Origin of the sequence: Parafannyhessea umbonata, from assembly GCF_012844235.1 — a bacterium.
GTDB lineage: Bacteria > Actinomycetota > Coriobacteriia > Coriobacteriales > Atopobiaceae > Parafannyhessea.
The window spans coordinates 128,860-152,809 of record NZ_JABAGR010000002.1; the positions used below are offsets into that span (position 1 = coordinate 128,860).

Consider the following 23,950-nt stretch of genomic DNA (forward strand, 5'->3'; position numbering starts at 1 on the left):
AGTTGTATATAAAATTCGCGTTTGGGGTATTCCTCACTCACCTGTCGGCGGTGGTCGCCGGCACGAGTGAAAGGAACCGACATGGGTTTCATCAGCACCGCCGTTCTGGTGGTCATCGTCGTGGCCATCGTGCTCTCCACGGGGTACGTCGTCAGGCAGCAGCACGTGGCCATCATCGAGCGTCTGGGACGCTTCCACGGATTCGCGGGTCCCGGCTTCCACGTCAAGGCGCCGTTCATCGACGTCACGCATGACGTCAGCCTCATGACCGAGGACGAGCACATGACGTTCGACGCCAAGACCAGCGACAACGTCACGATAGAGCTCGACGTCTCCATCCAGTACCACGTCGACTCGCACGACATGGACGCCCGCCAGGAGTCCGGCGTGTACAAGAGCTTCTACACCCTGCAGGACCCGGTCGGCCAGATGCAGGACTACCTCGCGGACGCCCTGCGCTCGCAGATCCCCGCGCGCACGCTCGACGAGGTCTTCAGCGAGAAGGACGCCATCGCCCACGCGATCGACGAGGTCGTCGCCGCCAAGATGCGTGACTACGGCTACGTGCTCGTGACCACGCTCATCACCAGGATTAAGCTCCCCGGCGAGGTCCAGGAGTCCATGAACCACATCATCGCGTCCAAGAACAACCTCGAGTCCGCAAAGAACGACGCCGAGGCGGCCCGCGCGAAGACGGTCATCGCGGCGCAGGCAAAGGCGGAGGCCATGGCGGCCGAGGGCAAGGGCATCGCGGACCAGCGCATCGCCATCGCCCGCGGCATCAAGGAGTCCATCGACACCATCAAGGGCGCCGAGATGAACGAGGGCGAGGCCAACCGCCTGTTCGAGTTCACCCAGTGGATCGACATGATGAACCAGTACGCCGCGAAGGGGCCCTCCACCGTGGTGCTGCCAAGCGACTTCGGCCAGACGTCGAGCATGTTCGACCAGGTCGTGGCCGCGCAGAACGCACCGCGTCCCACGGGTGCGCCGCAGGCGCCGGTCGACCCGTACCGCAGGAGCGGCTCGGAGGGCTGGGGCGACGCCGACAAGGGCGGCCACGCCGGCTCCGCAAAGTCCCGCAGGTAGGGTCGGCGCCAACGTCGGCAGGCGGCGCACGCCGTCGCAGCGCACATTAAAAAAGCCGGGCGAGAAGGGCCGCCCTTCTCGCCCGGACGCTTCCGTGCGTGCGCCTTACCCGTGCGCTACGCCCGTGCGGGCAGGTTCGCCTCGGCCCAATCGATCACGTGCCCGCGCATGGCATGCACGAGCTCGTTTGCCCAGAAGCCCTCGCGAAGGTCTGGCATGACGTCCAGCGCGAATACCCGGAGCGTGTACACGTGGTCCCGGTCGGGCGGCTGCGGGCCGTTGTAGCGGCAGGTCAGCAGCGGGTCGGAGCTTCCCACGAGCCTGCTCGCGGACGAGTTCTTGCCCTGCACCATGCCAAACGACCCCAGGTTCGACGCGTCCTCCGGGAAGGCGAGCCGCCCGTCGCGCGCGAGCGAGGCGTCGATCCCCGCCGCGACCCAGTGGATCCACGTGAACCCGCACACGGGGATGGAGTCGTAGTCCGTGAACGCGAGCGCAAGCGAGCGCGCGCCCTGCGGTATGCCCTCCACCTCGAAGGGAAACGACGTCGCCGGCTTCTGCGCGTGCAGGTGCGCGGCGTCCGCGTGCTTCGCGTAGCGGTCCGGAACCATGCCGTTCTTGTCGAGCACAACCTTGATGTCCATGCTACCTCCCGTCGTTGGCGTATGCTCTCATCTTACTAGCGTCGGGCGAGTTCGGGGGGCATGCGGATGGACGGACACTCTCAGGCGGCATCGGGCGCGGCGTCCGCGCGCACGCCGCTCCTTCTGCACGCATGCTGCGGTCCGTGCTCGCTCGAGCCCGTCAAGTACCTCAGGCGAGAGGGCTTCGAGCCCACCATATGCTGGACGAACCCCAACATCCAGCCCATCCGCGAGCACGACCGGCGCCTTGCGGTGCTCGTGGCGTGGGCGCGCGACGTCGCGCGCGTGGACGTGATCGTCGCGGCGGACGACCGCGACGCGTGGGAGAGGGGCGTTGCCCCCAAGGGCCTCGACCGCGAGCGCAGGTGCAGGGCGTGCTATGCCGTGAGGCTGGCGGAAAGCTGCCGCGTGGCGCGCGAGCGGGGTTTCCGCTTCGTGTCGACGACGCTTGCCGTCTCGCCGTACCAGCTGTTCGACGCCTGCCACGACGAGCTCGTGTCGCTTGCGGCCGCGCATGGCCTCACGCCCGTGTGGCGCGACTTCCGCCCGCACTACCCGGAGTCCGTGGAAGACTCCCGCGCGCTCGGCATGTACCGGCAGAACTACTGCGGCTGCCGCTTCTCGGCGGCGGAGGCCGCCCTCGAGCGCCACGAGGCACGCGACTGGCGCAAGGCCGCGAAGGCGGCCCGGCGCGAGGGCCGCGAGCTGCCTCCCCGCCCGGAGTACCTGCCCGGCTAGGGCGTGGTGCCGCCGCGGGCGCCCGCCCTTCTCCGCTTTTTGTGCTGAACGTTCGTGCGCGCCGCGCGGGCTGGCCGTCCGTCGCGCTATCATGGGCGGCTGTTGGAACACGCGATGCGCGCGACCCCGAAGGCCGCGCGCGAGGGATGCGGGGTTACGCATGCGCACAGACGACTTTGACTACGACCTTCCCGAGGAGCTCATCGCGCAGGAGCCGGCGGAGCCGCGCGACTCGTGCAGGCTGCTCGTGCTGCACCGCGACGACGGGTCCGTCGAGCACGGGCACTTCTACGACATCGTGGACTACCTGGAGCCGGGCGACCTCGTCGTCGCGAACAAGACGCGCGTCATGCCGGCGCGCCTGATGGGGCACAAGCGCGGCACGGGCGGCGTGAGCGAGACGCTCCTGCTGAAGCGCCGCGAGGACCTGGACGTGATGGGCCACGTGTGGGAGTGCCTGGTGAAGCCCGGCAAGCGCCTGAAGCAGGGCGCCGTAATCGAGTACCGCGAGGGCGGCATCCACGCGCCCATGAGCTGGCCCGTCGTCCTCACGGGCGAGGTCGTGGACTACGTGGACGAAAGCCGCGGCGGCCGTCTGGTGCGCTTCGAGCCGGCCGAGGGCCTCACGCTGGACGAGGCCATCCACAAGGCCGGCCACGTGCCCCTGCCTCCCTACATCACGCAGTACGACGGCGACCCGGAGAAGTACCAGACGGTCTACGCCATGCACGAGGAGCACTCCGCGGCGGCCCCCACGGCCGGCCTGCACTTCACGCCGGAGCTCATCCGCAGGATCGAGGGCATGGGCGTGCAGTGGAAGACCGTGGAGCTCGAGGTCGGGATCGACACGTTCCGCCTGGTGGAGGAGGACGACCCCACGAAGCACGTCATGCACACGGAGCGCTACCACGTGAGCCAGGACGTCGTGGACGCCGTGCACGCCACGAAGGCCGCGGGCCATCGCGTCATCGCCATCGGCACCACGTCCGTCCGCTCGCTCGAGAGCGCGTTCGACGCGGAAGCGCCCGCATGGGAGCCCCCGTGCGTCGCGCGCCGCTTCGAGGACGCGCCGGACTCCGCGAAGACCCTCGGCAAGGGAGACATCGTCGAGCGCCGCGACGCCACCACGAACCTCTACCTCATGCCAGGCTCCACCTACCACGTGGTCGACGCCATGGTCACGAACTTCCACGTGCCGCGCTCGACCCTCATGATGCTCGTCTCCGCGTTCGCCACGCGCGAGCAGATCATGGCCGCCTATCAGGCGGCAATCGCCGAGAAGTACCGCTTCTTCAGCTTCGGCGACGCCATGCTCATGGTGTAGCGCCGTCGTCGCGACCCCGGCGCCTCGAACTCGCCGGGCCACGCAAAGAGCCGCGGCTCCCCGTCACCTAGGATGGGGAGCCGCGGCTCGTATCCTTGCGCAAACATGCCGGCCCCGGGCGGGCCGCGCGCCTGCCTAGAGCGTCCGCATCACGAACGTCGCCACAAGCGCCACGAGGACCACTGCCAGCACGATGGCCCCTATGAACAGGAAGCGCTGCTTCCTCGTTGCCTCGCGCAGGTGCTTCTCCTCGTGGGCGAGCTTCTGGGCGGACTTCATGCGCTCCTCGAGCTCCTTGCGACCCTGGGCGATCGTGCGCGCGAGCTCCGCGCTCACCTCGGGCGTCGCGTGTATCTCCGTCGCCTCGTCCAGCAGCTTCTTCGCCTCGGCCTGGCGCGCGTCCGCGTCCTGCCGCTCCTTGCCGGCGGTCGTGATGGCGCGGTCGCGCTTCGCGATCTCGTCGGAAAGCTCCTTCTCGCCCGCGAGGGCGGCGTTGTACAGGCGCTCGTACTCCTCGCGGTGCTCGTCCGCCTCGCGCTTCGCGGCGTCGGCCGCCGTCTCCGCACTCTCGAGCGCGCGCCTCTGCGCGGCAAGGTTGGCCTGCGCGCCGTCTACCAGCTGCTTGCACTCGTTCGTGACGCGGTCGAGGTCCGCGCGCGCCGCGTCCAGGTGCGCGCGCTCGGCCACGATGTCGCTCTGCTTCTTCTGCACCACGGCGGGGGAGGCGTTCGAGTCCGCCTTCAGCGCGTCGAGCTCGCCCTCCGCCTTGCGTAGGCGCTCCTGCGAGTTGTCGACGGAGCGGTTTGCCGAGGCCACGCTCTGCTCGCGCCGCTTCGTCGCCTCTCCCAGCTGCTGGTCCGCCGCCTTCGCCTGGCGCTTCGCGTCGGCGAGCGTCTTCGCGGCGTCGTCCGCGCGCCCCTTCGTGGACTCCATCAGCTCGCGGTACGGCCTCAGCTGCTCCTCGTGCTCGGTCTTCATCTGGGCGAGCCGCCCCTCGAGCTCGGCCTTCTCGGCCGACTGCTGGTCCATCACGGCCTGGGCACGTGCGGACGCCTGACCCTGCACCATGAGCGCGTCGTTCTGGGTGGCCACGATCTTCTCGTAGTCCGCCTCGATCTTCGTGCGGTGGTCCAGGACCTTCTGGCTCTCCTCGAGCTCAGCCTTGAGCGACTTCACCTTGTCGTGGGCCTCCGCGCGGCGCTTCGCCGCGGCGCGCACCTGCCTGATGGCGCCAAAGCCGCCCTTGAGGGGGTTCTCCGAGTCCGCGTCCGTCGCGCCGGCACCCTTCCCTTTGCGCGACTTCGCGCGCTGCCTGTCCAGGTCCTTGCCGGTTATCACGTCAAGCTCGTCTGCCGCCACGGGCACCGCGCCGGGATACTCGAGCCCCTCGTCCTTCGGGGCCCCGCCCTCTGCGGACTGCGTGTCGGTGTGGTCGTGCGGCTTTGCCATGGGGTCTCTCCTTGGGTGGGCCGGCGCGCTCCCTCGCGACGCGCCGGTCTGTGGTGGCGATTCAGAATATTCTAGGGCTAAATTCTAGGTCTAACCCGTGCAATGGGAGGCTTGCATGCGCATACCGACACATTTTGGCATCCAATGACCATCCCACATGTTTTCTTTGTTACTATAATCATCAAGCAAGGCATCAATTGGACAGGGCGCCTTGCCCTTCCCCTGTTTAATCTAAAGGAGTGCGTTATGGTTTCCAAGCAAGTTTCCATCGTCAGCCCCACCGGTCTCCACGCTCGCCCCGCTTCCCAGTTCGTGCAGGTCGCGAAGCAGTACCAGTGCGCCGTCACCATCAAGGACCTTGACAAGGGCTCCGCTCCCGTCAACGCCAAGTCCATCATGATGATCCTCGCCGCCGGCCTCGGCACCGGCACCAAGGTCGAGATCACCTGCGACGGCGCGGACGAGAACGAGGCGCTCGGTGCCCTCCTCGGCATCAAGGACGGCGACGCCAACCTCTTCGAGTAACGTCTGCGCTGCCCAAGATCACGCACCTTCCGCATGTGCGCGGGGCCTGGTTCGGATTCCTCCGGACCAGGCCCCGTTCGCTATGCCGACGTTCGCTATGTCGACCTTACCGGTGCCGGCAAGGCGGACGCGCGGCGAGAAGGACGCGCCCCCGTCGCCCCGTGGCTGGCCGCGTGGCCTTACGCCACGTAGTCCTCCGGGCGCACGCCCATCTTGCGCTGCAGCTCCAGGATCGTCTCGCAGAAGCGGTATCCGTGCGGCGCGGACGTCCTCACCAGGCGCCCGTCGCGAAGCGCGATCAGGCGGTTCGCAGGCACGGGCTTCCACTCCCGCGCCTCGGCGGAGCCCCCAAGGCACGTCGTGCTCACGACTATGGCCTGCCCGCCCTTCTCGTCCGTGAACGAGCGATAGAACAGCGTGCACTTCGACGTGTTCGTATGCACGTAGGTGTACTCGCCGTCGTCCAGGATGATGTTCACGCGGTTGCGGTTCGCCAGCTGCGTCACGGCGCCGGTGAGCGCCCCAAAGCGCACGTCGAACGTGGGCTTCGCGCCACGCAGGTACGCCTCGTCCATCACGTCCGTCAGGAACGCCGCCATGCGCTCGCTGTCGGTCTCACCCTCGGTGCGGTCCTCGTAGGGGAAGGTCAGCCCCTCGTTGAACAGGATGCCGTTGTGGATGAGCGTCCACTGGCGACCGGTCATGTCGACCGTCCTGAACGGGTGGCAGTTGCGCTCGGCCATGTCGGTGCCCGTGGCATAGCGTATGTGGGCGAGGACGTGGCTCTTCTCGATGGGGGAGCCCAGGATCTTCCAGTTGAGGTCCGAGTCTATGGCGCGCCTGCCCTCGCGCACGAGGGTGACGGACGCGTCGTCGAACGGGTCGCCGTCGCGCCAGGATATGCCCCAGCCGTGGGGGTGGTTCACGCTGTGCGAGAAGAACTCGCGCAGGTAGGCGTTGGTGTTGATGGGACCCTCCGCGTTGAGGGCAAACAGTTCGCACATGCTTGTGCTCCTTACGTTGGAAGTTGCGCGCTAGGCGCGCCGGGCGAGAAGGACGTCGTCGCGACATGCGGCGTCGCGGCGGCTGGCGCGGCTACAGCACGTACATGTCATGTCCCTCTCCTTCCAACGGGGCCTTCGCGGGCGTCTGCCCGCCGAGCTCTGGCGGCTATGTTACCCAATGTGGGCCCGCTGTGCGCGACGGTTTACAAAGTCCTCAACTTGCCTTCGCCTGCACGCGGCCTCGATTTCGCGCGGCCACGCAGCAGAAAGAAGGCCGCCGCCCAGCTGGCGACGGCCTGACGGACGCTATTTGCCAAACATGGCGGCGTGGATCTTCTCGTACCAGGACCGCGCCTTAGAGAGGTACTCGTTGTGCTGCGACCCACCCTTGCCCAAGGACGCGGGGCAGTCGGTGCTCGTGACCTCGTTGTGGCCGATCACGTTGACGCCCCACTGCGGGATGCCGAGGTTGTACTGCAGGCACAGCAGCGCCACCAGCTTCGAGCCGGCGTTGATGGCCGCCTCGGTCAGGTAGCGGTGGGCGGGCGTGGAGCCGGGGGCGTCCGCGTGCTCGATGCCGATGCTGTCGAGGTTCTTTACCCAGTTGCCCGCCTGCCAGGCGGTGTCGCTGTCATAGACCAGCTGACCGACCGTGCCGCTGGACTCCACCTGGTAGTGCGCCGATGCCTCGCGGGTCTGCCAGGTGTTCCAGCAGCCCTCCGTCGTCAGGTTGCCCTCGTTGTGGTGTATGACGATCTGCCTGATGACGTGCTGGCCGCCGTGGCTCGCGTCGAAGCGCCCCTTGCTGTAGTGCTTGTTCATCAGGAGCACCTTCACGGTGCCGGACCAGTACTGGGAGGACTTCAGCCAGCAGTAGTCAAGGCCGGACGCAACTACGGACGACGCGCCCTTCAGGACGAGCTTCACCTTGAAGGCCTCGGCTGCGAGCGCGCGTCCCACGGTACCCGCCACCTGGCCGTTCGATACCCATGACTGCCAGCCCACGTTCTGCACGTGCGCCTGGTACATGACGTCGAAGAACTTCGAGATCGCGCCCGTCAGCCTTACCTGGAACGCCTCGAGCCTCTTGGACTGTCCCGTGGTGCCGGCAACCGAGCCGTCGGACACCCAGTCCTGCCAGCCGGTGCCCTGCACGTGCGAGCGGTAGCTGATGCCGCCGGAAAGCGCGTCCTCTCTGCCCGTCAGCTTGATGGTCATCGCCTCCAGGCGCCGTGACTGTCCCGTGGTGCCCGCCGTCGCGCCGTCCTTTCTGGCACCCTGCCAGCCCACGTCCTTCGAATGCGCCGTGTAGATCACGTCGGGCGTCGAGAAGAACGATATCTCCGTTGCCTGGCCGTCCGCGCTTGGTGCGGATTCCCCCTTGTGCACCAGCAGCACCTGGATGGCCTCCATGCGCCCGCTCGCACCCGTCGTTCCTGCGGAGGCCCCGTCCTTCGTCCAGGCCATCCAGCCAATGGTCTGCACGTGCGCCCGGTACCACACGTCGTACAGACGCGCGAGCTCTCCCGTAAGGCGGACCTCGACGGCCTCGATGCGCTTGCCTCTGCCCGTGGTCCCGGCATAGCCCGCGCTCGTGGCCCAGCCCTGCCAGCCGATGTCCTGCACGTGGGCCCTGACCTCGACATCCCCGTCGGCGTAGGCGTTAGCGACCTTCACGCGGATGGCCTCGATGCGCTTGCTCCTTCCGGTGGTGCCGGCCGTCTTGCCGTCGGTCACCCAACCCTGCCAGCCGATGTCCTGCACGTGCGCCTGGACGCGCGTCTGCGTGCCGTCAATGAACGACTCGCTGTCGGTGGAGGCGAAGTCGCCGTAGGAGGCATCGGTGGGGTCTGGGGCGCCAATTCGCAGCAGACGCAGCTCAAGTGCCTCGAGGCGCAGTCCCTGGCCCGTGGAACCCACCAGGCCGGTGCTCGTCCATGCGAGCCATCCGTGGTCCTGCACGTACGCGCGCGCCCACAGCTGCCAGTCCCTCGCGAGGTCCGACCCCTCGCGAAGCCTGACCTGGAGCGCCTCGATGCGCTTGCCGGAGCCTGCGGTGCCCACCGCGTTGCCGCCGGAGGTCCATCGTGCGTCCCAGCCGGTACCCTCCACGTGTGCGCGGTACTCCACGTCCGAGTCGGAATAGGACGTCCCGTCGGGGGAGGTGACGTGAAGCGTGAGGGAGTCGATCTTCTCGCCAGATCCGGCGCTTCCCGCCACCTGGCCGTCAGACGCGGTCTGGCTGCCCTTGCCGTACACGTCGACGTCCGCCGAGACGCTGGGCGACGACTCCGACTGCGAGGCGTCGCACGATGTTGCGTCGCCGGTGGGGGAGGGGTCCGTCGTCGCGTCCGCGCTGCCCTGTTCGGTTACGTCCGCGCCGACGGCCGCGTCCGTGGACGCCGCTTCCTGCGACTCGCCGCCGAACGCGGCCTCCGCCTGCGCGCTCGATTGCTCGGCCTCCGCCTGCCCCGATGTCGTGACGGCGGCGGTGGTTGATGGCGGCTGCGTCGCCGCGGGCTCGGTCGCATACGCCGCGACGGGCGTTCCCACGAGCGCGAGGCCGATGACGACCGCGATTTTGGCTGACCTTCCGGATGCTAAGTGCAAAGGGAGTCACTTCCTTGTGATAGTTGCATATGCCCTCGGTGCAGGGCCCGTTTACAGCTATCCCAATTGTGAGTCGCGCATCGTCCAATTTGTTGCACAACAAATTTTGGCCGCAACGTGCTGCGCAGCCACATGAGGGACCCCTTGCGTGCCCGGACAAGGCAATGCGCAAGGGGTCCTGGGGGTTGCGTGTCCGGCGCGGGGAGCGCCGGGATCCTCGTTACTCGTCGCCGAAGCTGATGCCAAGCATGCGCGCCTCGCGCACGAGGTCGCTCTTCGGGTCGACGTACTTCAGCTTGCCCGCCACGTCCTCGAGCGGCACGCGGCACATTTTGCCTCCCACCTTGGCGATCATGTAGCCAAACTTCCCCTCGAGGAAGCCGCGTGCCGCCTCGACGCCGCACTGCGTCGCGAGTATGCGGTCCTGGGCGTCCGGCTGGCCGCCGCGCTGGGTGTGTCCGGGTACGGCCACGCGCACCTCCTTGCCGGTGCGGCCCGCGACCTCCTCCGCGATGTCGTACGCGACGGACGGCTTCACGCGCTTTGCGACCTTCGCCTTGTAGTCCTTCTTGCGCATGGCGGCCTCCTCCTGCGAGATGGCCCCCTCCGCGCACACGATGATCGAGAACCGGCCGCCGTTCTTCTCACGCCTCTCGATCGCATCGACCACGTTGTCCATCTTGTAGGGGATCTCGGGGATGAGGATCACGTCCGCGCCGCCCGCGACGCCGGCGTACAGGGGGATCCAGCCCACCTTGTGGCCCATGATCTCGATCACGAACACGCGACCGTGCGAGCTCGCCGTCGTGTGGATGTCGTCGATGCAGCGCGTCGCCACGTCGATGGCGCTCGTGAAGCCAAACGTGATGTCCGTGCCAAACGTGTCGTTGTCAATCGTCTTCGGCAGGCAGATAACGTTCAGCCCCTCCTCGCGCAGGCGGTTCGCCGTCTTTGTGGAGCCGTTGCCGCCCAGCACGAACAGGCAGTCAAGCTTGAGGGCCTTGTAGTTCTTCTTCATCGCGGGGACCTTCTGGACCCCGTCGGCCTCGGGCGTGTCGATGCGCTTGAACGGAGTTCGGCTCGTTCCCAGGATCGTTCCGCCCATCGTAAGGATGCCGCTGAAGTCGCTCCAGTCCATCTTGCGGTAGCGACCGTAGATGAGGCCCTGGTAGCCGTCCTCGAAGCCGTAGACCTCCACACCCTCCTTCGTGTTGTTATACACCGTCTTCACTATGGCGCGCATGGTCGCGTTCAGCGCCTGGCAGTCGCCGCCGCTCGTAAGCAGTCCGATCCTCAGCATGGATTCCCCCTTAGCCTCGTTGGGAGGCGCTCCCAACTACCATTTGTCGGCGGTGCCGCGCAAAGGGTGCCCACAGCCCCGACCACCCTAGATTTTGGCACGTCGAGGCCACGGCGCGCACCAGATTGTGCACTCGTTCACAAACAAACGGCGTCCTTGCGCGCGTCTTTGTGCCGCATTACGGGTAGGCTTCACCTAGACAGTTATCTGACAGTTATCTGCGGGACGCCCGGGCGAGAAGCGCCGCCCCGCCGCCGCCCCGCATTCGGAGGTGCACCATGACATCGGACGCAAGACTAGAGCGGGCCCGCGCCGCAGGCACGCGCGCCCTCCAGAGCTTGGACGAGGCGGCGGAGCAGCTTGACGGCGCGCGTAACTGGGGCCTGCTCGACATCCTGGGCGGGGGCCTCCTCACGAGCCTCGTGAAGCGCTCGCGCCTGGACGGCGCCTCCGAGGCGGTGGGGCGCGCCCAGCGCGACCTTGAGGCGTTCGCCCGCGAGCTGCGCGACTGCTCCGGCGTCACGGGCGTCGACCTCAGGCGAAGCGACATGCTCGAGCTGTTCGACATCGTGTTCGACAACTCCATAACGGACCTCTTCGTGCAGTCCCGCATCGAGGACGCCCGCGCGGACGTGAGGCGCGCCCGCGCGCGGGTTGCGGCCATGCTCGCCGAGCTCGGCTCGGCCGGGAGGGCGTAGCGTGGCGGCCCGCGGCGGGCGCCGGCGCGGCAGGCTCATGGCGGCCATCCTGGTCGTCGCGTTTGCGCCCGTGTTCCAGTGGCTCGTCTACCAGCCCATATCGTGGCTGCGTCTCGACGAGAACCTCTCGCTCGAGGTCACGTCCGCCCTGTACATGGCCGTGGCCGTCTGCCTTCTGGGCGGCCGGCGCATGCTCGTCCCTTCGCGCGCGTCCTTCAGGAGCGTCTGGCGCCTCGCGTGGCCCATCCTCGCCATCAGCCTCGCGCTCACCGGCACGCAGGTGGCGGGCTACGCGTCCAACGCCGCGCACCTCTCGCCCCATTGGGCGCAGAACGTGGCGTACTACGTGGCGTTCTGCCTGTGCATAGGCGTCTTCGAGGAATGCTACGTGCGCGGCGTGCTGCTTGGCGGCCTGCTGTCGCGCTTCGGGCGCAGCCGCGGCGCGCTGTGGGCGTGCATCGCCGTCTCGTCCGTCTACTTCGGGGCGCTGCACATCGACTGGGTGGGGCTCGACTACGCAAGCCCGCTCGAGCTTGCCCAGGCCGCGCTCAAGGTGGCGCAGACCGGCATCTACGGCGCCGTGCTCTCCGCCGCCGTCGTGGAGGACGACAACCTTACGGGCGCCATCCTGTTCCACGCGCTGGACGATTTCTCGATCATGGTCATACCGTACGCGCTCTTCGGGGAGAGCCTCAGCACCAACTACGTCTCGTCCGGCCGCGAGGAGGCCATGAGCTCCATCGTGCTGTACGCGGTCCTCTGTGTGCTGTACCTTCCGTCGCTGTGGCGCGCCGTCCGCCGCACCAGGGCGCTCCCGCAGCCGCATCATGGCGGTTTCGTGATGGACGCGCTGGGCGAGAAGCGCGAGGGCCCGTGCTTGCCGCCGGGTGCCGGGGAGTTTCCGGTGCAGCCCGCGGGGATGCCGCACGACCGTGCACGCATGAGGGAAACCGCAGCTCAGGAACAGGGTGCGGAGCCGGTCGATGCGCCGGAGCGCTGAGGCGCCCCCGCCTTAGGACCTTGCGCGCACCGCGCGCAAGGCAGCCGCAAGTCTCACGCACAGCATGCCTGTGCTGCATTTTTAGGTCAGTGGCAGTTATATTTCATTACGTTCTGCTAACATGCAGCTTGCAATCTGGTTTCGCCCGTTGGTGCGAGTACTCGTAGCGCTGCCGCGTGGCGTCGTGAAAGGCTACTGACAGCATGAGCCGTGTAAGTCGCAAGGAAGACGCGTTCTTCCTCATGTTCCAGGAGTTCAGCAAGATGACCTCCGAGGCCTCCGAGCTCTTCCTGGAGATCGTCGAGAACTACGACAAGCTCTCGTACCGCATCCCTGAGATCAAGGAGTTCGAGACCAGGGGAGACGAGATGGTCAGCAAGATCATCACCACCCTGAACTCCTCGTTCATCACCCCGTTCGACCGCGAGGACATCAGCGCGCTCGCGCTCAAGATGGACGACATCGTCGACGGGCTCGAGAACGTCTCCGCCCGCTTCAAGCTCTACGACATCGACGAGATGCGCCCCGAGGCGATCGAGATGGCGAAGCTCATCCTCGAGGCGACGCTCGACCTCGACCACGCGTTCGCGAAGTTCCCGGACTTCAAGAAGGATGAGTCCCTCCTGGAGGAGACGAAGGCCGCCAACGACGCCGAGGACAGGGGAGACGTCGTCTACCGTGACGGGCTCGCGGCCATCTTCCGCTCCGACCTCCACACCGTGGACATCCTCAAGTGGAAGAGTCTGCTGGACAAGATGGAGAACACGCTGGACGCCTGCAAGAACGTGGCCAACGAGATTCAGAATGTCATCGTGAAAAATGGTTAGCGCCCTTCTCGTCTGCGTGCTCGGGGCCGCCTTGGTCTTCGAGTTCATCAACGGCTTCCACGACACCGCGAACGCCATCGCGACGACGGTGTACACCAAGGCGCTTCCCCTGCGCGTCGCCATCCTCATGTCCGCGACCATGAACTTCATCGGCGCGTTCATGAGCGAGAAGGTCGCCATGACCATCGCGGCGGGCATCGTGGACATCAAGCTCGAGCTCTACGTGATCCTCGCGGCGCTTCTGGGCGCCATCCTGTGGGACCTCTTCACGTGGTGGCGCTCCATCCCCAGCTCGTCCTCGCACGCGCTCATCGGCAGCCTCATCGGCGCGACGATCGTGTTCACGCACTCCGTGCGCCACGTCAAGTGGGAGGGCGTGCTCGACAAGGTCGTCATCCCGCTGTTCACGTCCCCGCTCATCGGCATGGCCTTGGGCTACGTGATCATGAAGCTCGTGTTCGAGCTGTTCGCCAACTGGCACCCCATGAAGGCCAACTGGCTGTTCCACAGGATGCAGATCCTCTCCGCGGCGTTCATGGCGTACAGCCACGGCAACAACGACGCGCAGAAGACCATGGGCATCATCACCCTGGCGCTCGTGACGGCCGGGCTCGCGGACCCCGCGGCCGGCATCCCCGTGTGGGTCAAGATAATGTGCGCGTGCACCATGGCCCTTGGCACCTCCATCGGCGGCGGCCGCATCATGCGCACCGTGGGCGACGGCGTGACGAAGCTGAACCCCGTCATCGGCTTCGTGGCCGAGACGTCCTCCGCCATCGCGATCGAGACCATGACCGCGCTCGGCGCGCCCGTCTCCACGACGCAGGTCATCACCACGTCCATCATGGGCGCCGGCTCCGCCCGCCGTCGCAGCTCCGTACGCTGGGGCGTCGCCCGCAAGATCATCGGCGCGTGGTTCGTGACGTTGCCCGTGACGATCCTCCTCGGCGGCTGCTGCGCGTACGTGATCGGCCTCGTCCTCGCGTAGCGCGCGGTCCTGCCATGGCGTGACGCCAGCGAGAAGGACGCGCGTCCCGCCCGCCCGCACAACCAAAGACGAACGACCTTCTCGCCCCGCGCGCCTGCCGCCCGCGGGGTGATTTGTGCGTCCGGGCATTGGTAACGGCATGGAAACCGGTTGCAGATACTATGTTCCTGTTGGCTTGGCATCGATGGCGCGAAGCGCCGCAAGGGGTTGTTCATGAGCACACAGGAAGACGTCCTCACGATGTCGCGCGATCGGATCGCGTCGGCCCAGGTGGAGGGCATCCGCAAGACCGCGATCCACTGCTACGAGGACATTCCCTTCTATCACAGGAGCTTCGACGAGGCGGGGTTCGACCCGTATGCCATCCGCGACCTGGACGACCTCAGGCGCGCGCCGTTCGTGACGAAGCAGGACCTTCGCGACAACTACCCGTACGACATGGTGGGCGTGCCGAGGGGCGACGTGAAGGAGATCCACATGTCGTCCGGCACGACGGGCGTCGCCACGGTGGCGGCGTACACCGAGGCGGACCTCAGGGCGTGGGCCGAATGCTTTTCTCGCGCGTTCCGCTTTGCAGGGGTGGGGGCGGACGACGTGTGCCAGATCTGCTACGGCTACGGCCTGTTCACGGGCGGCCTGGGCGCGCACTACGGGTCGCTTCGCTCCGGTGCGACCGTCATCCCCATTAGCGCCGGCAACACGGAGCGCCAGATCCGCGTGCTGCGCGAGATGGGCACCACGGTGCTGGAGTGCACGCCCAGCTACGCTATGCACATCGCGGACACGGCGCTTGCCATGGGGATCGACCCTTCCAAGGAGTTCAGCCTGAAGGTGGGCATCCACGGCGCGGAGGCGTTCAGCGACAACTTCCGTCACGAGCTCGAGCGCAAGCTGGACTACAAGGTGCTGGACATCTACGGCCTGACGGAGACCGGTGGCCCCGGCCTTGCCGTTGAGTGCCTTGAGCAGGACGGCCTCCACATCGCGGAGGACCACTTCTATTGCGAGGTCATCGACCCCGCGACCGGCGAGGTGCTGCCTGACGGCGAGTGGGGGGAGCTCGTGGTGACGACGCTCGACCGCGAGGCGAGCCCCGTCGTGCGCTACCGCACGCGCGACATCACGCGGATCCTGCCGGGCGAGTGCCCGTGCGGCTGCACGCACCGCCGCATCGACCGCCTGCAGGGCCGCACGGACGACATGCTCATCATTCGCGGCGTAAACGTGTTCCCCAGCCAGATAGAGAACGTGATGAAGACGTTCGAGCAGGTATCCTCTTGGTACCAGATCGAGCTCACCACGAAGAACTACCTGGACGTCGCGACCCTGAAGGTCGAGGCGAACCCGGACTTTGACATCGACTCGACCGGCGCCATCGAGGAGCTGCAGCGCCAGATCCAGGGCGCGCTCAAGACGGCGCTGTCCGTTGGCATCCGCGTGCGCCTTGTGGAGCCCATGTCGATATCGCGCTCCGAGGGCAAGGCGAAGCGCATCGTGGACCTGAGGGAGGAGAACCTGAAATGATCGACCAGCTCACCGTCTTCCTGGAGAACTCCGAGGGCAGGCTCGCGAAGCTCTGCCGCGACATCGCTGCGGCGGGCATCGACATGAAGGCCCTCACCATAGCCGACACGCCGGAGTACGGCGTCGTGCGCATCGTGTGCGACGACGCGCTGCGCGCCCGCGACTATCTGGACGAGAAGGGCTATCGCGCCATGGTCACGAAGGTGGCCGCCATCGAGGTGCCCAACAGGCCCGGCGGCCTGGCGGAGCTGCTGGGCGTGCTGGACGACCTGGACATCCCCGTGGAGTACGGCTACTGCTTCAGCACGTCCGGCGACCGCGCCGTGGACATCCTGAAGATCCGCGTGCCGGCGGAGGCGTCGAAGGCCGTGTTCAAGCTGGAGGAGGCCGGCTTCAGGGTGCTGACGCAGGCCGAGCTGTAGGGACGGGGCGGGCCTCGCCGGGTGCGACGGGGCTCGCCCCGCTGCGTGCGGCGCGCACGGGCGGCTACGAGTGGACGTAGACGGTGTCGCCTACCTTGACGAGGCCGTAGAGCTCGCGCGCCGCCCTCGGGGGGAGGTTCACGCAGCCGTGGCTTCCCGCATAGGAGTAGATTGATCCGCCGAAGGCGGAGCGCCAGCTGGCATCGTGCAGGCCCACTGCGTTGCCGACGAACGGCATCCAGTACGCGACGTGGCTCTTGTAGTCGGGCTCGCCGTCGCCGTCCTCGTCCGTGCCGACGAGCGTCTCGTTCGTGCGCTTCGCGTTGACCTTGAACGTTCCCGTGGGGGTGGCCCGCCCCTCGGACGTGTTGCCGCTCACGAAGTACGAGCGCCAGATGACCGAGCCGTCCTCGTCGTAGAAGCGCGCGTACTGGGTGGAGAGGTTCAGGTCTATGTGGCGGCCGCGGCCCTCGTGGCCGGGCGTCTGCGCGGGACGGGTGGCGGTGACGGCGAGCGGAACCTCGAGGGAGCCGTCCTTCTCGCCCTGCGCGGCGTTGGCGACGGACGCCGCGAGCGAGGCGGCGTCGATGGCGTAGTCGTGCTCCTCGTCGGACTTCGCGACCTTCTTCGCGAGGGAGTCGCGCGCCCACTGGGCGATGGCGTCACGGTCGAGGCCCACGGAAAGGTCGTCGCCCACGCGCACCCAGGTGGCGACCGTCTTCTTGTCGAGCTTCGCGAGGGGCTTTCCTTCCTTCGTGAGCGTGATGGCATGGCCGGCGTACGCGTTCGCCGTGTCCACGGCCTTCAGAAGGCCGGCGTCCTTGCTCGTGAGCTGCGGGCGGAGGAGCGCGTCGCGTTTGAGGGAGACCTTGGTGTGGAGGCGCGCGACGTCCTTCTCGACCTGCGCCTTGACGACGTTGGCGTCGAGCGCCGTGCCGAGCGCCTCCTGCGTGACCTCGAACGTGGACGTCTTCTGGTTCAGGGTGCACCAGGCGTTCTTGGGCGGCGTGGCGCTCTGGTTGTGAGCCTGGACGGCGGCGTCGACCAGGGCGTCGAGCTTCTTCCTGTTGTAGGCGACGGTCTTGGACACCGTGATGTGCCTGGGGTGCGTGAGGTCGAGCGCCCACGAGGCGGCGTCGGTCTGGGCCTTCGCGTCGCGGGCGTAGTCTGCGGGGCTGACGTCCAGGTCGATGTCAGTGGCGCCGATGGCGAAGGTGAGGCCCTGGCCGGCGACGGTCGTCTTCCAGGAGGCGGCGCTCGTCGCGACCTGGCGAGCGAGCTCGGCCTCCGTCATGTTGGACACGTCCGCGCCGTTCACGGTGGTACCGGGGACGAAGTGCGAGCCATAGTAGCTTGTGCCCGCGACCTGGCCCGCGACGAGGGCAGTCGCGATGCCGAGGGCAAGGAGGGGGATCGCCTTCCTGCGGCTCTTGGCTGGCTTGGCGGCCGTTGCGCCGGCTGCGGAATCGGTCTTGCGTGCGTGCTTTGCGGACGTGGGCTGGGCCAAGGCGACTCCTCGCGTGCATGGGTGCGATGGGGATGGGTGCGGCCGCCGGTCGGCGGGCGGCGCCGTGCAGATAGCTGGAAGAATTCTAGACGATGGGAGGGTTTTGCGCGCGCGGCGGGGGGAGGACGTGCAGCGCGCGCGTGACGAGGCACCTCACTACCTGACAGGTGTGATTTCTGTCAATTAGTGAGGGGTTAGTGCGCGGGAAAAGGCCTCACTTTCTGACAGGTTCGCCTTCTGTCAGGTAGTGGGATGGTTTGCGCATGCCGAAGTGGTTTTTTCGCGAAAAAGTCCACCACTACCTGACAGGTGTGACTTCTGTCGGGTAGTGAGGCGAATTGCACGTGTTAGGGAGGCTTTTTTCAGCCAAGAGGCACCACTATCTGACAGGTTCGGCTTCTGTCAGAAAGTGAGGGACTCGTACGCATCAAAAGGCACCACCTTCTGACAGGTGTGACATCTGTCAGAAGGTGGTGCGATTGGCTTGGCGCTGCGGGTGGCGCGGGGCGCTGCGGCCGGCGCCGCGCGCCGCGTGCGGGCCGGAGCTACTCGATGCTCGCGAACGCCTCGCGGATGACGTTGCAGGATGAGTGCATGGCGTCCCTCTCGTCCTGCGAGAGTTCGAGCGGGAGGATCTCCTGGATGCCGTTGCGTCCGAGGATGCATGGCACTCCCACCGAAACGTCCTTCTCGCCGTACTCGCCCTCGAGGTGGACGGAGAGCGGCGTCACGAGGCGCTCGTTGTGGAGGATGGATGCGATGAGCACGGCGACGACGGAACCGATGCCGAACTCCGTGGAGCCCTTGCCGGCGACGATGCGCCCGCCAGAGGTGTGGACGGTGTCCGTGAGCGTGGCGTAGTCGAGCTTGTCTGCGAGCTGCGGGTGGCTGCGCAGGTACTCCTCGATGCCGATGCCGCCGATGGAGACGTGCGTGCGTGGGATGAACGAGGAGTCGCCGTGCTCGCCCATGCAGAACGCCTCGACCTGGTCGCGGTCCACGTCCACGATGCTCGCGATGTGGCGCCTGAGGCGGACGGTGTCGAGCGACGTCCCGGTGCTGAACACCCTCGAGCGCGGGAGGTCGAGCTTGCGATAGAAGTACTCTGCCACGACGTCCGCGGGGTTGGACACGCAGATGAGGAAGCCGGAGAAACCGGACTTCGCGATGGGGTCGACGATGCTGCCCAGGATCGAGAACGTGCTCGCGAGCATCTGGAGGCGCGTCTCGCCGGGTCGACGGCTGCGGCCGGCTGTCATCACGATGAAGCTCGCGTCCGCGCAGTCGTCGTAGGTGCCCACGCGGATGTGCACGTGGCGCCTGGTGGCTGTGAGCATGTCCTTCAGGTCTTCCACCTGTGCGTTTGCAGCGTCCTCGTTGATGTCCAGGAACACGATCTCGTCCGCGTACTGGCTGACCATGAGGTTCATGGCGACGTGGCTGCCCACGTTACCGGCTCCGATGATTACGACCTTGCGTGCTAGCTGCGTCATGGCTCCACCCCTCTTAAGGTTGCATTTTGTTTCTATTGTGAAGTTCGATGGAGGAGCTATGGGCGAGGACTTCAAATTTGCCGTTGGCGGATTGAGCCTGTTACCTCGCACGATAGTACTTGACACGCTCGATTGTGGGTGTCGATCTTCCAGACTGCGCCGCCTCCCGCATCAATGCCCGCGCATCATCTGCGCGCCTCACGCGGGCATGGACGAATGTTGTATGATTTGTAAGACTAAGTTAACTATCGAAAGGCAAATCATGTCAGGCATCGACATGTCAGATGGCAGATCTTCGACAACGCGCGCGGACGGCGAGGCCCTGCGCGAGGAGGGCACGCTCGCGTCCGTGGAGATCGGCCAGACCGTCACCATATCCGTCGTGGGAGGGGAGGGTGCGCTCCGCCAGCACTTCCTGGACATGGGCGTCATACCCGGCGCGCAGATCACGCTCGAGAAGTACGCGCCCATGGGCGATCCCATGGAGTTCAGCATCCATGGCTACCAGCTGACGCTGCGCATTGCGGATGCGCGCAAGATTCGCGTCACGACGGAGGCGTGCCCCGTGCCGGCCGGCGCCGCGCGCGGGCGCCACAGGAGCATTGGGCACCCGGGCCTTGGCGAGGACGGCCTGCCCGACAAGGTGGACGTGCGCACGAGCGACCACTCGCATCCGGTGCCTGAGGGAGAAGTGCTTCGCTTCGCGCTCGCGGGCAACCAGAACTGCGGCAAGACCACCCTGTTCAACCAGCTCACGGGCTCGAACCAGCACGTGGGCAACTTCCCGGGCGTCACAGTGGACCGCAAGAGCGGCGCCATCAAGGGACACCCCGACACAGACGTGACGGACCTGCCGGGCATCTACTCGCTCTCTCCGTACAGCCCGGAGGAGCTCGTGAGCCGCCAGTACATACTGGAGGAGCAGCCAAACGCCATCATCAACATCGTGGACGCCACGAACATAGAGCGCAACCTGTACCTGACGATGCAGCTGATGGAGCTGGACAAGCCCATGGTGCTCGCGCTCAACATGATGGACGAGGTCCAGGGCAACGGCGGCACGATCGACGTGAACCTGATGGAGGACATGCTGGGCATCCCCGTGGTGCCGATATCGGCCGTCAAGGGCGAGGGCGTGGACGAGCTCGTGAGCCACGCCATACACGTGGCGCGCTACCAGGAGCTTCCCGGCCGGCAGGACTTCTGCGACCCCAGCGACCACGGCGGCGCCGTGCACCGCTGCCTGCACGCCATCATGCACCTGATAGAGGACCACGCGAAGCGCGCGAACATTCCCGTGCGCTTCGCCGCGTCGAAGCTGGTGGAGGGCGACGCCCACGTGACGGAGGCCCTCGCGCTAGAGAAGAACGAGCTTGACGCCGTGGAGCACATCGTGCACCAGATGGAGGAGGAGCGCGGCCTCGACCGCGCCGCCGCCATCGCGGACATGCGCTTCTCGTTCATCGAGAAGATCGTGTCCGCCGCGGTCGTGAAGCCGCATGCCTCGCGCGAGCAGGAGCGCAGCCGCAGGATCGACCGCGTCCTGACCGGCAAGTACACGGCCATCCCCATGTTCGTGCTCATCATGGGCGCCGTGTTCTTCCTCACGTTCAACGTCATCGGGCTCGCGCTGCAGAACCTCGTCGCGGCGGGCGTCGACGCGCTCACGGCCGCGGCGGACGCGGGCCTCACGGCGGCCGGCGTGAACCCGGTGCTGCACTCCCTCGTGATCGGCGGCATCTTCAACGCTGTCGGCACGGTGCTGCCCATCGCGCCGATCATCGTGACCATGTTCTTCTTCCTGTCGCTTCTGGAGGACACGGGCTACATGGCGCGCGTCGCGTTCTTCATGGACAAGCTGCTGCGCAAGATCGGCCTGTCCGGCCGCTCCATCGTGCCCATGCTCGTGGGCTTCGGCTGCACGGTGCCCGCCGTCATGTCCGCCCGCACGCTGCCGTCCGAGCGCGACCGCAAGCTCACCATCGCGCTCACGCCGTTCATGAGCTGCACCACCAAGCTCACGATCTACGGCTACTTCAGCGCGGCGTTCTTCCCGGGCAAGGGCGGCCTCGTGATGCTCTGCCTGTACCTCACGGGCATCGTCGTCGGCGTGCTCGTGGCGCTCGTCACGCACAAGACCGTCGACCGCGCCGAGGCCGTCCCGTTTGTGATGGAGCTTCCCAACTATCGCCTTCCCAGCGCGAAGTCCGTGCTCATGCTCATGTGGGAGAAGACCAAGGACTTCCTGCACCGGGCATTCACCGTGGTGTTCGCGGCCGCCGTCGTCGTGTGGTTCCTGCAGTACTTCACGCCGACCCTCGCGGTCGCCAAGGACGCGCGCGATTCGATCCTGGCGGCCATCGCGGCCTGGATCTCCCCGGTCTTCTCGCCCCTGGGCTTTGGCGACTGGCGCATCACCACGGCGCTCATCGCGGGCTTCATGGCAAAGGAGATCGTGGTCGCGACGCTTTCCGTCCTGTTTGGCTCCACGGCGCAGCTGCTCGCCACGCTCACGCCGCTCTCCGTCGTGTCGCTTTTGGTGTTCTGCCTGCTGTACACCCCGTGCGTCGCGGCGATCGCGGCCATCAGGCACGAGCTTGGCGGCCGCTGGGCGCTGGGCATCGTGGTGTTCCAGTGCGGCATCGCCTACCTCGTGGCGCTTCTGGTGCACGTGGTCGGCGCCCTGCTGGGCTTCGCGTAGGGGTAGACTGCCGTTCGCCAGAGGTGAAGGAGCATCCCGGTTTCCCATAGGATAGAATGTCGGAAAGTCAGAAATTCATACTCTTGGAGGCCGGGATGCTCACGACGCTTAAGGACAAAGGTCAGGTTACGATACCGAAGAAGCTAGTCAATCAGCTCGGCCTTGTCTCTGGTGACACTTTCGATGTCTACATCGAGGATGGGGAGATCCGCTTTGTCCCGGTAGTGATCTATCCCAAGAAGAAGATTGAAGAACTGGAGCGTCTTGCCAGTGAGGCAGAGGAGGGGCTATCCAGCGGGGACCTTCCAGTTTTTGAAGATGCGGATGATGCGATTGCAGATTTGCATCGGGCCGGCTGATGCCATATAAGCTCGTGCTTGCGCCTTCGTTTAAGAAGGCGTATGCGAAGCTTGGGAAGAAGGAGCAGGCGCAGGTCGAAAACAAGATTCGGCAGCTTGCTATTGATCCGTGGCACCCTTCCTTGCGCGTCAAGCATATACGTGCTTCACATGAGTTTGAGTGCAGCGTGAACATGGACGTGAGAATAGCGTTTAAGTTCGAGGAGGGTCATCTCATCCTGTTGTTGGACGTGGGTCATCATGATGCATTGCTCCGTCGGCGTACAAGAAGATAGAAAGCTTTGCTAACTGATTTGTAGGGAGTTGCAGCGCATGGCAAGCCTGGCAGACATGCTGTCCCAGCACCAGGAAGACCAGCTGATCCTGGTCGACCTCATGGACCGTCCCCAGGGCAGCATGGGAAAGCTCGCGTGCCACCAGCAGGCGCGCCTGCACAGGGCGTTCTCGCTCTTCCTGTATCGGGGGAGCGCTGGCACGCTCCAGCTCCTGCTGCAGCGTCGTGCCCAGGGCAAGTACCATTCCGGCGGGCTTCTGGCCAACTCCGTCTGCTCGCACCCGCGGGTGGGGGAGGCGCTTGCGGATGCCGTTCCGCGCAGGCTCACCCAGGAGCTGGGGGTGCCCGCGGCCGTGGCGGCAAGCCTAGGGTACGACGAGGTGGGGTCGTTCGTGTACCGAAGCCCCTACGGCAACGGGCTTACGGAGTTCGAGTACGATCACGTCTTCGTGGCGCCGTATAACGGGCCCCTCGCTCCCGATCCCAAGGAGGTCGAGGCAATCGCATGGGTCGACGCCAAGGAGGCGCTCGCGGACCTGCAGGCGCATCCGTCCCGCTACGCAAGCTGGTTTCTGACGGCCGCCCCCATGGCGTGCGCCTGGCTAGCGGCCCACGCCCGCCCCTAGGTCCGCGTCATCCCCGGTCACAGGCTCACGCGCGCAAGTTCCGTGTACGTGAGCGCGCCGCCATCCGGATGGTGGCTCCACATCAGCGACACCGCACCGACGCGCATCTTCGTGGTCCACGGCCGCCCCGCTCTCAGGCTACGTGCCGCAAGCTGCTCGTTCGCCTGGGCGAGAAACGCGTCCATTCCGGCCTCGCGCTCCTCCTTGCGTAGACGGCAGCCGCGCGCCAGCGTCATGTGCGGAACGAACGTGGGGAGCGGCTCCGTGATCGCGCCGCATTCCAGCAGCCGTATGCCAAGGGTCGCCCTCAGTTCCGCGAGCCGTCGCGTTCCGTTCCGCGACCCCTCATGCTCCCGTCCTTCCGCGCCATCCTCGCGAAGGCCCTGCCACAGAATCGACCCGCGACGCTTCTGGAAGCATCCCACAGGCCCCAGCTCGACGGCGAACACTCCCGTCCGGGCGTCCTCGGCCGCCCGTCGCATCGCCTGGAGCGCACGCTTCTCGCGCTCGCGGTCGAGCTCCCCAAGGAAGGCGAGCGTCAGGTGGAGGTTCCCGCGCGACGTCGCCCGCGCGTGGTCAAGGTGGGGGAGCACCATCTGCTGCACGCCCACGAGCTCGTCGCGCACGCCCTCGTCCGGCAGCAACGCCACGAAGAGCCTCCTGCGCGGCGCTGCGTTCTCGCTCGAGCCCCGCGCGGTCTCCCTTGCCTGCGTCCCGTCGTCCACGGTGCACCCCCTTCCCGTCGCACGGCCTCGGTCTGCCGATCTCTCCGCGCCAAGCGATGCCGGCGCGACTGCCCGGATTGGATATGCGTCAACCAAGGGTAGCGGAGTGGCAATCTGTGCTTA

Annotated in this window: 22 protein-coding genes; 14 read left to right on the plus strand and 8 right to left on the minus strand. The window is 66.5% G+C overall.

From position 1 onward, the window contains the following. The first annotated feature begins 81 nt into the window (after nucleotides 1-81). Nucleotides 82-1,089, plus strand: coding sequence for an SPFH domain-containing protein (locus HF885_RS02420; RefSeq protein WP_170103381.1), 1,008 nt, complete (start codon nucleotides 82-84; stop codon nucleotides 1,087-1,089). Nucleotides 1,090-1,205: 116 nt separating this feature from the next. Here the strand turns inward: HF885_RS02420 and HF885_RS02425 are convergent, their stop codons facing one another. Then, a complete protein-coding gene (locus tag HF885_RS02425; RefSeq protein ID WP_170103382.1) occupies nucleotides 1,206-1,733 on the minus strand; it encodes a YbhB/YbcL family Raf kinase inhibitor-like protein in 528 nt (175 codons plus the stop codon). 66 nt (nucleotides 1,734-1,799) lie between these two features. Between HF885_RS02425 and HF885_RS02430 the strand changes: the two genes are divergently transcribed. Both HF885_RS02430 and queA read left to right on the plus strand, forming a co-directional pair. Beyond that, the gene (locus tag HF885_RS02430) at nucleotides 1,800-2,471 is read left to right on the plus strand and encodes an epoxyqueuosine reductase QueH (protein WP_170103383.1); all 672 of its coding nucleotides are present in this window, start codon (nucleotides 1,800-1,802) and stop codon (nucleotides 2,469-2,471) included. Between the two features lie 160 nt (nucleotides 2,472-2,631). Continuing rightward, nucleotides 2,632-3,795: a tRNA preQ1(34) S-adenosylmethionine ribosyltransferase-isomerase QueA gene (gene queA / locus HF885_RS02435; protein WP_170103384.1), complete on the plus strand. Its 1,164-nt coding sequence runs from the start codon at nucleotides 2,632-2,634 to the stop codon at nucleotides 3,793-3,795. Between the two features lie 135 nt (nucleotides 3,796-3,930). Here the strand turns inward: queA and HF885_RS02440 are convergent, their stop codons facing one another. Next, nucleotides 3,931-5,244, minus strand: coding sequence for a hypothetical protein (locus HF885_RS02440; protein ID WP_170103385.1), 1,314 nt, complete (start codon nucleotides 5,242-5,244; stop codon nucleotides 3,931-3,933). 246 nt (nucleotides 5,245-5,490) lie between these two features. Between HF885_RS02440 and HF885_RS02445 the strand changes: the two genes are divergently transcribed. Further along, nucleotides 5,491-5,769 (plus strand): HPr family phosphocarrier protein, encoded by a 279-nt coding sequence (locus tag HF885_RS02445; protein ID WP_090844290.1) that lies wholly within the window; start codon nucleotides 5,491-5,493, stop codon nucleotides 5,767-5,769. 179 nt (nucleotides 5,770-5,948) lie between these two features. On the opposite strand, the gene HF885_RS02450 is transcribed toward HF885_RS02445, so the two are convergent. The 3 genes from HF885_RS02450 to HF885_RS02460 all read right to left on the minus strand — a co-directional run bounded on the left by HF885_RS02450 (nucleotide 5,949) and on the right by HF885_RS02460 (nucleotide 10,683). Beyond that, on the minus strand, nucleotides 5,949-6,773 hold the full coding sequence (locus HF885_RS02450) for a class II glutamine amidotransferase (protein WP_170103386.1): 825 nt from the start codon (nucleotides 6,771-6,773) through the stop codon (nucleotides 5,949-5,951). Nucleotides 6,774-7,079: 306 nt separating this feature from the next. Further along, a complete protein-coding gene (locus HF885_RS02455) occupies nucleotides 7,080-9,383 on the minus strand; it encodes an N-acetylmuramoyl-L-alanine amidase (protein WP_170103387.1) in 2,304 nt (767 codons plus the stop codon). 220 nt (nucleotides 9,384-9,603) lie between these two features. Beyond that, complete coding sequence (locus HF885_RS02460) at nucleotides 9,604-10,683, minus strand: 6-phosphofructokinase (protein WP_170103388.1); 1,080 nt, start codon at nucleotides 10,681-10,683, stop codon at nucleotides 9,604-9,606. Between the two features lie 278 nt (nucleotides 10,684-10,961). Here HF885_RS02460 and HF885_RS02465 point away from each other — a divergent pair, with 278 nt between their 5' ends. The 6 genes from HF885_RS02465 to HF885_RS02490 all read left to right on the plus strand — a co-directional run bounded on the left by HF885_RS02465 (nucleotide 10,962) and on the right by HF885_RS02490 (nucleotide 16,142). Beyond that, the gene (locus HF885_RS02465) at nucleotides 10,962-11,381 is read left to right on the plus strand and encodes a hypothetical protein (protein ID WP_170103389.1); all 420 of its coding nucleotides are present in this window, start codon (nucleotides 10,962-10,964) and stop codon (nucleotides 11,379-11,381) included. Nucleotide 11,382: 1 nt separating this feature from the next. Continuing rightward, complete coding sequence (locus tag HF885_RS02470; RefSeq protein WP_170103390.1) at nucleotides 11,383-12,381, plus strand: CPBP family intramembrane glutamic endopeptidase; 999 nt, start codon at nucleotides 11,383-11,385, stop codon at nucleotides 12,379-12,381. A gap of 203 nt (nucleotides 12,382-12,584) precedes the next feature. Then, on the plus strand, nucleotides 12,585-13,208 hold the full coding sequence (locus tag HF885_RS02475) for a DUF47 domain-containing protein (RefSeq protein WP_170103391.1): 624 nt from the start codon (nucleotides 12,585-12,587) through the stop codon (nucleotides 13,206-13,208). Then, on the plus strand, nucleotides 13,201-14,196 hold the full coding sequence (locus tag HF885_RS02480) for an inorganic phosphate transporter (RefSeq protein WP_170103392.1): 996 nt from the start codon (nucleotides 13,201-13,203) through the stop codon (nucleotides 14,194-14,196). The genes HF885_RS02475 and HF885_RS02480 overlap by 8 nt, the downstream gene beginning before the upstream one ends. Nucleotides 14,197-14,409: 213 nt before the next feature. After that, nucleotides 14,410-15,720 carry a phenylacetate--CoA ligase family protein gene (locus tag HF885_RS02485; protein WP_170103393.1) on the plus strand — a complete coding sequence of 437 codons (1,311 nt, stop codon included), beginning with the start codon at nucleotides 14,410-14,412 and terminating at the stop codon, nucleotides 15,718-15,720. After that, nucleotides 15,717-16,142, plus strand: a complete 426-nt coding sequence (locus tag HF885_RS02490) for an amino acid-binding protein (protein ID WP_170103394.1) — start codon at nucleotides 15,717-15,719, stop codon at nucleotides 16,140-16,142. The genes HF885_RS02485 and HF885_RS02490 overlap by 4 nt, the downstream gene beginning before the upstream one ends. 64 nt (nucleotides 16,143-16,206) lie before the next feature. Here HF885_RS02490 and HF885_RS02495 read toward each other — a convergent pair whose 3' ends face one another. Next, nucleotides 16,207-17,649 carry a L,D-transpeptidase gene (locus HF885_RS02495; protein ID WP_170103395.1) on the minus strand — a complete coding sequence of 481 codons (1,443 nt, stop codon included), beginning with the start codon at nucleotides 17,647-17,649 and terminating at the stop codon, nucleotides 16,207-16,209. A 545-nt stretch (nucleotides 17,650-18,194) separates the two neighbouring features. Further along, nucleotides 18,195-19,142 (minus strand): L-lactate dehydrogenase, encoded by a 948-nt coding sequence (locus HF885_RS02500; RefSeq protein WP_170103396.1) that lies wholly within the window; start codon nucleotides 19,140-19,142, stop codon nucleotides 18,195-18,197. Between the two features lie 262 nt (nucleotides 19,143-19,404). On the opposite strand from HF885_RS02500, the gene feoB reads away from it, so the two are divergent. The 4 genes from feoB to idi all read left to right on the plus strand — a co-directional run bounded on the left by feoB (nucleotide 19,405) and on the right by idi (nucleotide 23,102). Continuing rightward, nucleotides 19,405-21,843 (plus strand): ferrous iron transport protein B, encoded by a 2,439-nt coding sequence (gene feoB, locus HF885_RS02505; RefSeq protein ID WP_235927260.1) that lies wholly within the window; start codon nucleotides 19,405-19,407, stop codon nucleotides 21,841-21,843. A 95-nt stretch (nucleotides 21,844-21,938) separates the two neighbouring features. After that, on the plus strand, nucleotides 21,939-22,202 hold the full coding sequence (locus HF885_RS02510) for an AbrB/MazE/SpoVT family DNA-binding domain-containing protein (RefSeq protein ID WP_170103397.1): 264 nt from the start codon (nucleotides 21,939-21,941) through the stop codon (nucleotides 22,200-22,202). Beyond that, a complete protein-coding gene (locus HF885_RS02515) occupies nucleotides 22,202-22,477 on the plus strand; it encodes a type II toxin-antitoxin system YafQ family toxin (RefSeq protein ID WP_170103398.1) in 276 nt (91 codons plus the stop codon). The genes HF885_RS02510 and HF885_RS02515 overlap by 1 nt, the downstream gene beginning before the upstream one ends. 37 nt (nucleotides 22,478-22,514) lie before the next feature. Next, nucleotides 22,515-23,102 carry an isopentenyl-diphosphate Delta-isomerase gene (gene idi, locus HF885_RS02520; protein ID WP_170103399.1) on the plus strand — a complete coding sequence of 196 codons (588 nt, stop codon included), beginning with the start codon at nucleotides 22,515-22,517 and terminating at the stop codon, nucleotides 23,100-23,102. 17 nt (nucleotides 23,103-23,119) lie between these two features. Here the strand turns inward: idi and thpR are convergent, their stop codons facing one another. Continuing rightward, the gene (gene thpR / locus HF885_RS02525; RefSeq protein WP_170103400.1) at nucleotides 23,120-23,827 is read right to left on the minus strand and encodes an RNA 2',3'-cyclic phosphodiesterase; all 708 of its coding nucleotides are present in this window, start codon (nucleotides 23,825-23,827) and stop codon (nucleotides 23,120-23,122) included. Nucleotides 23,828-23,950 lie beyond the last annotated feature (123 nt).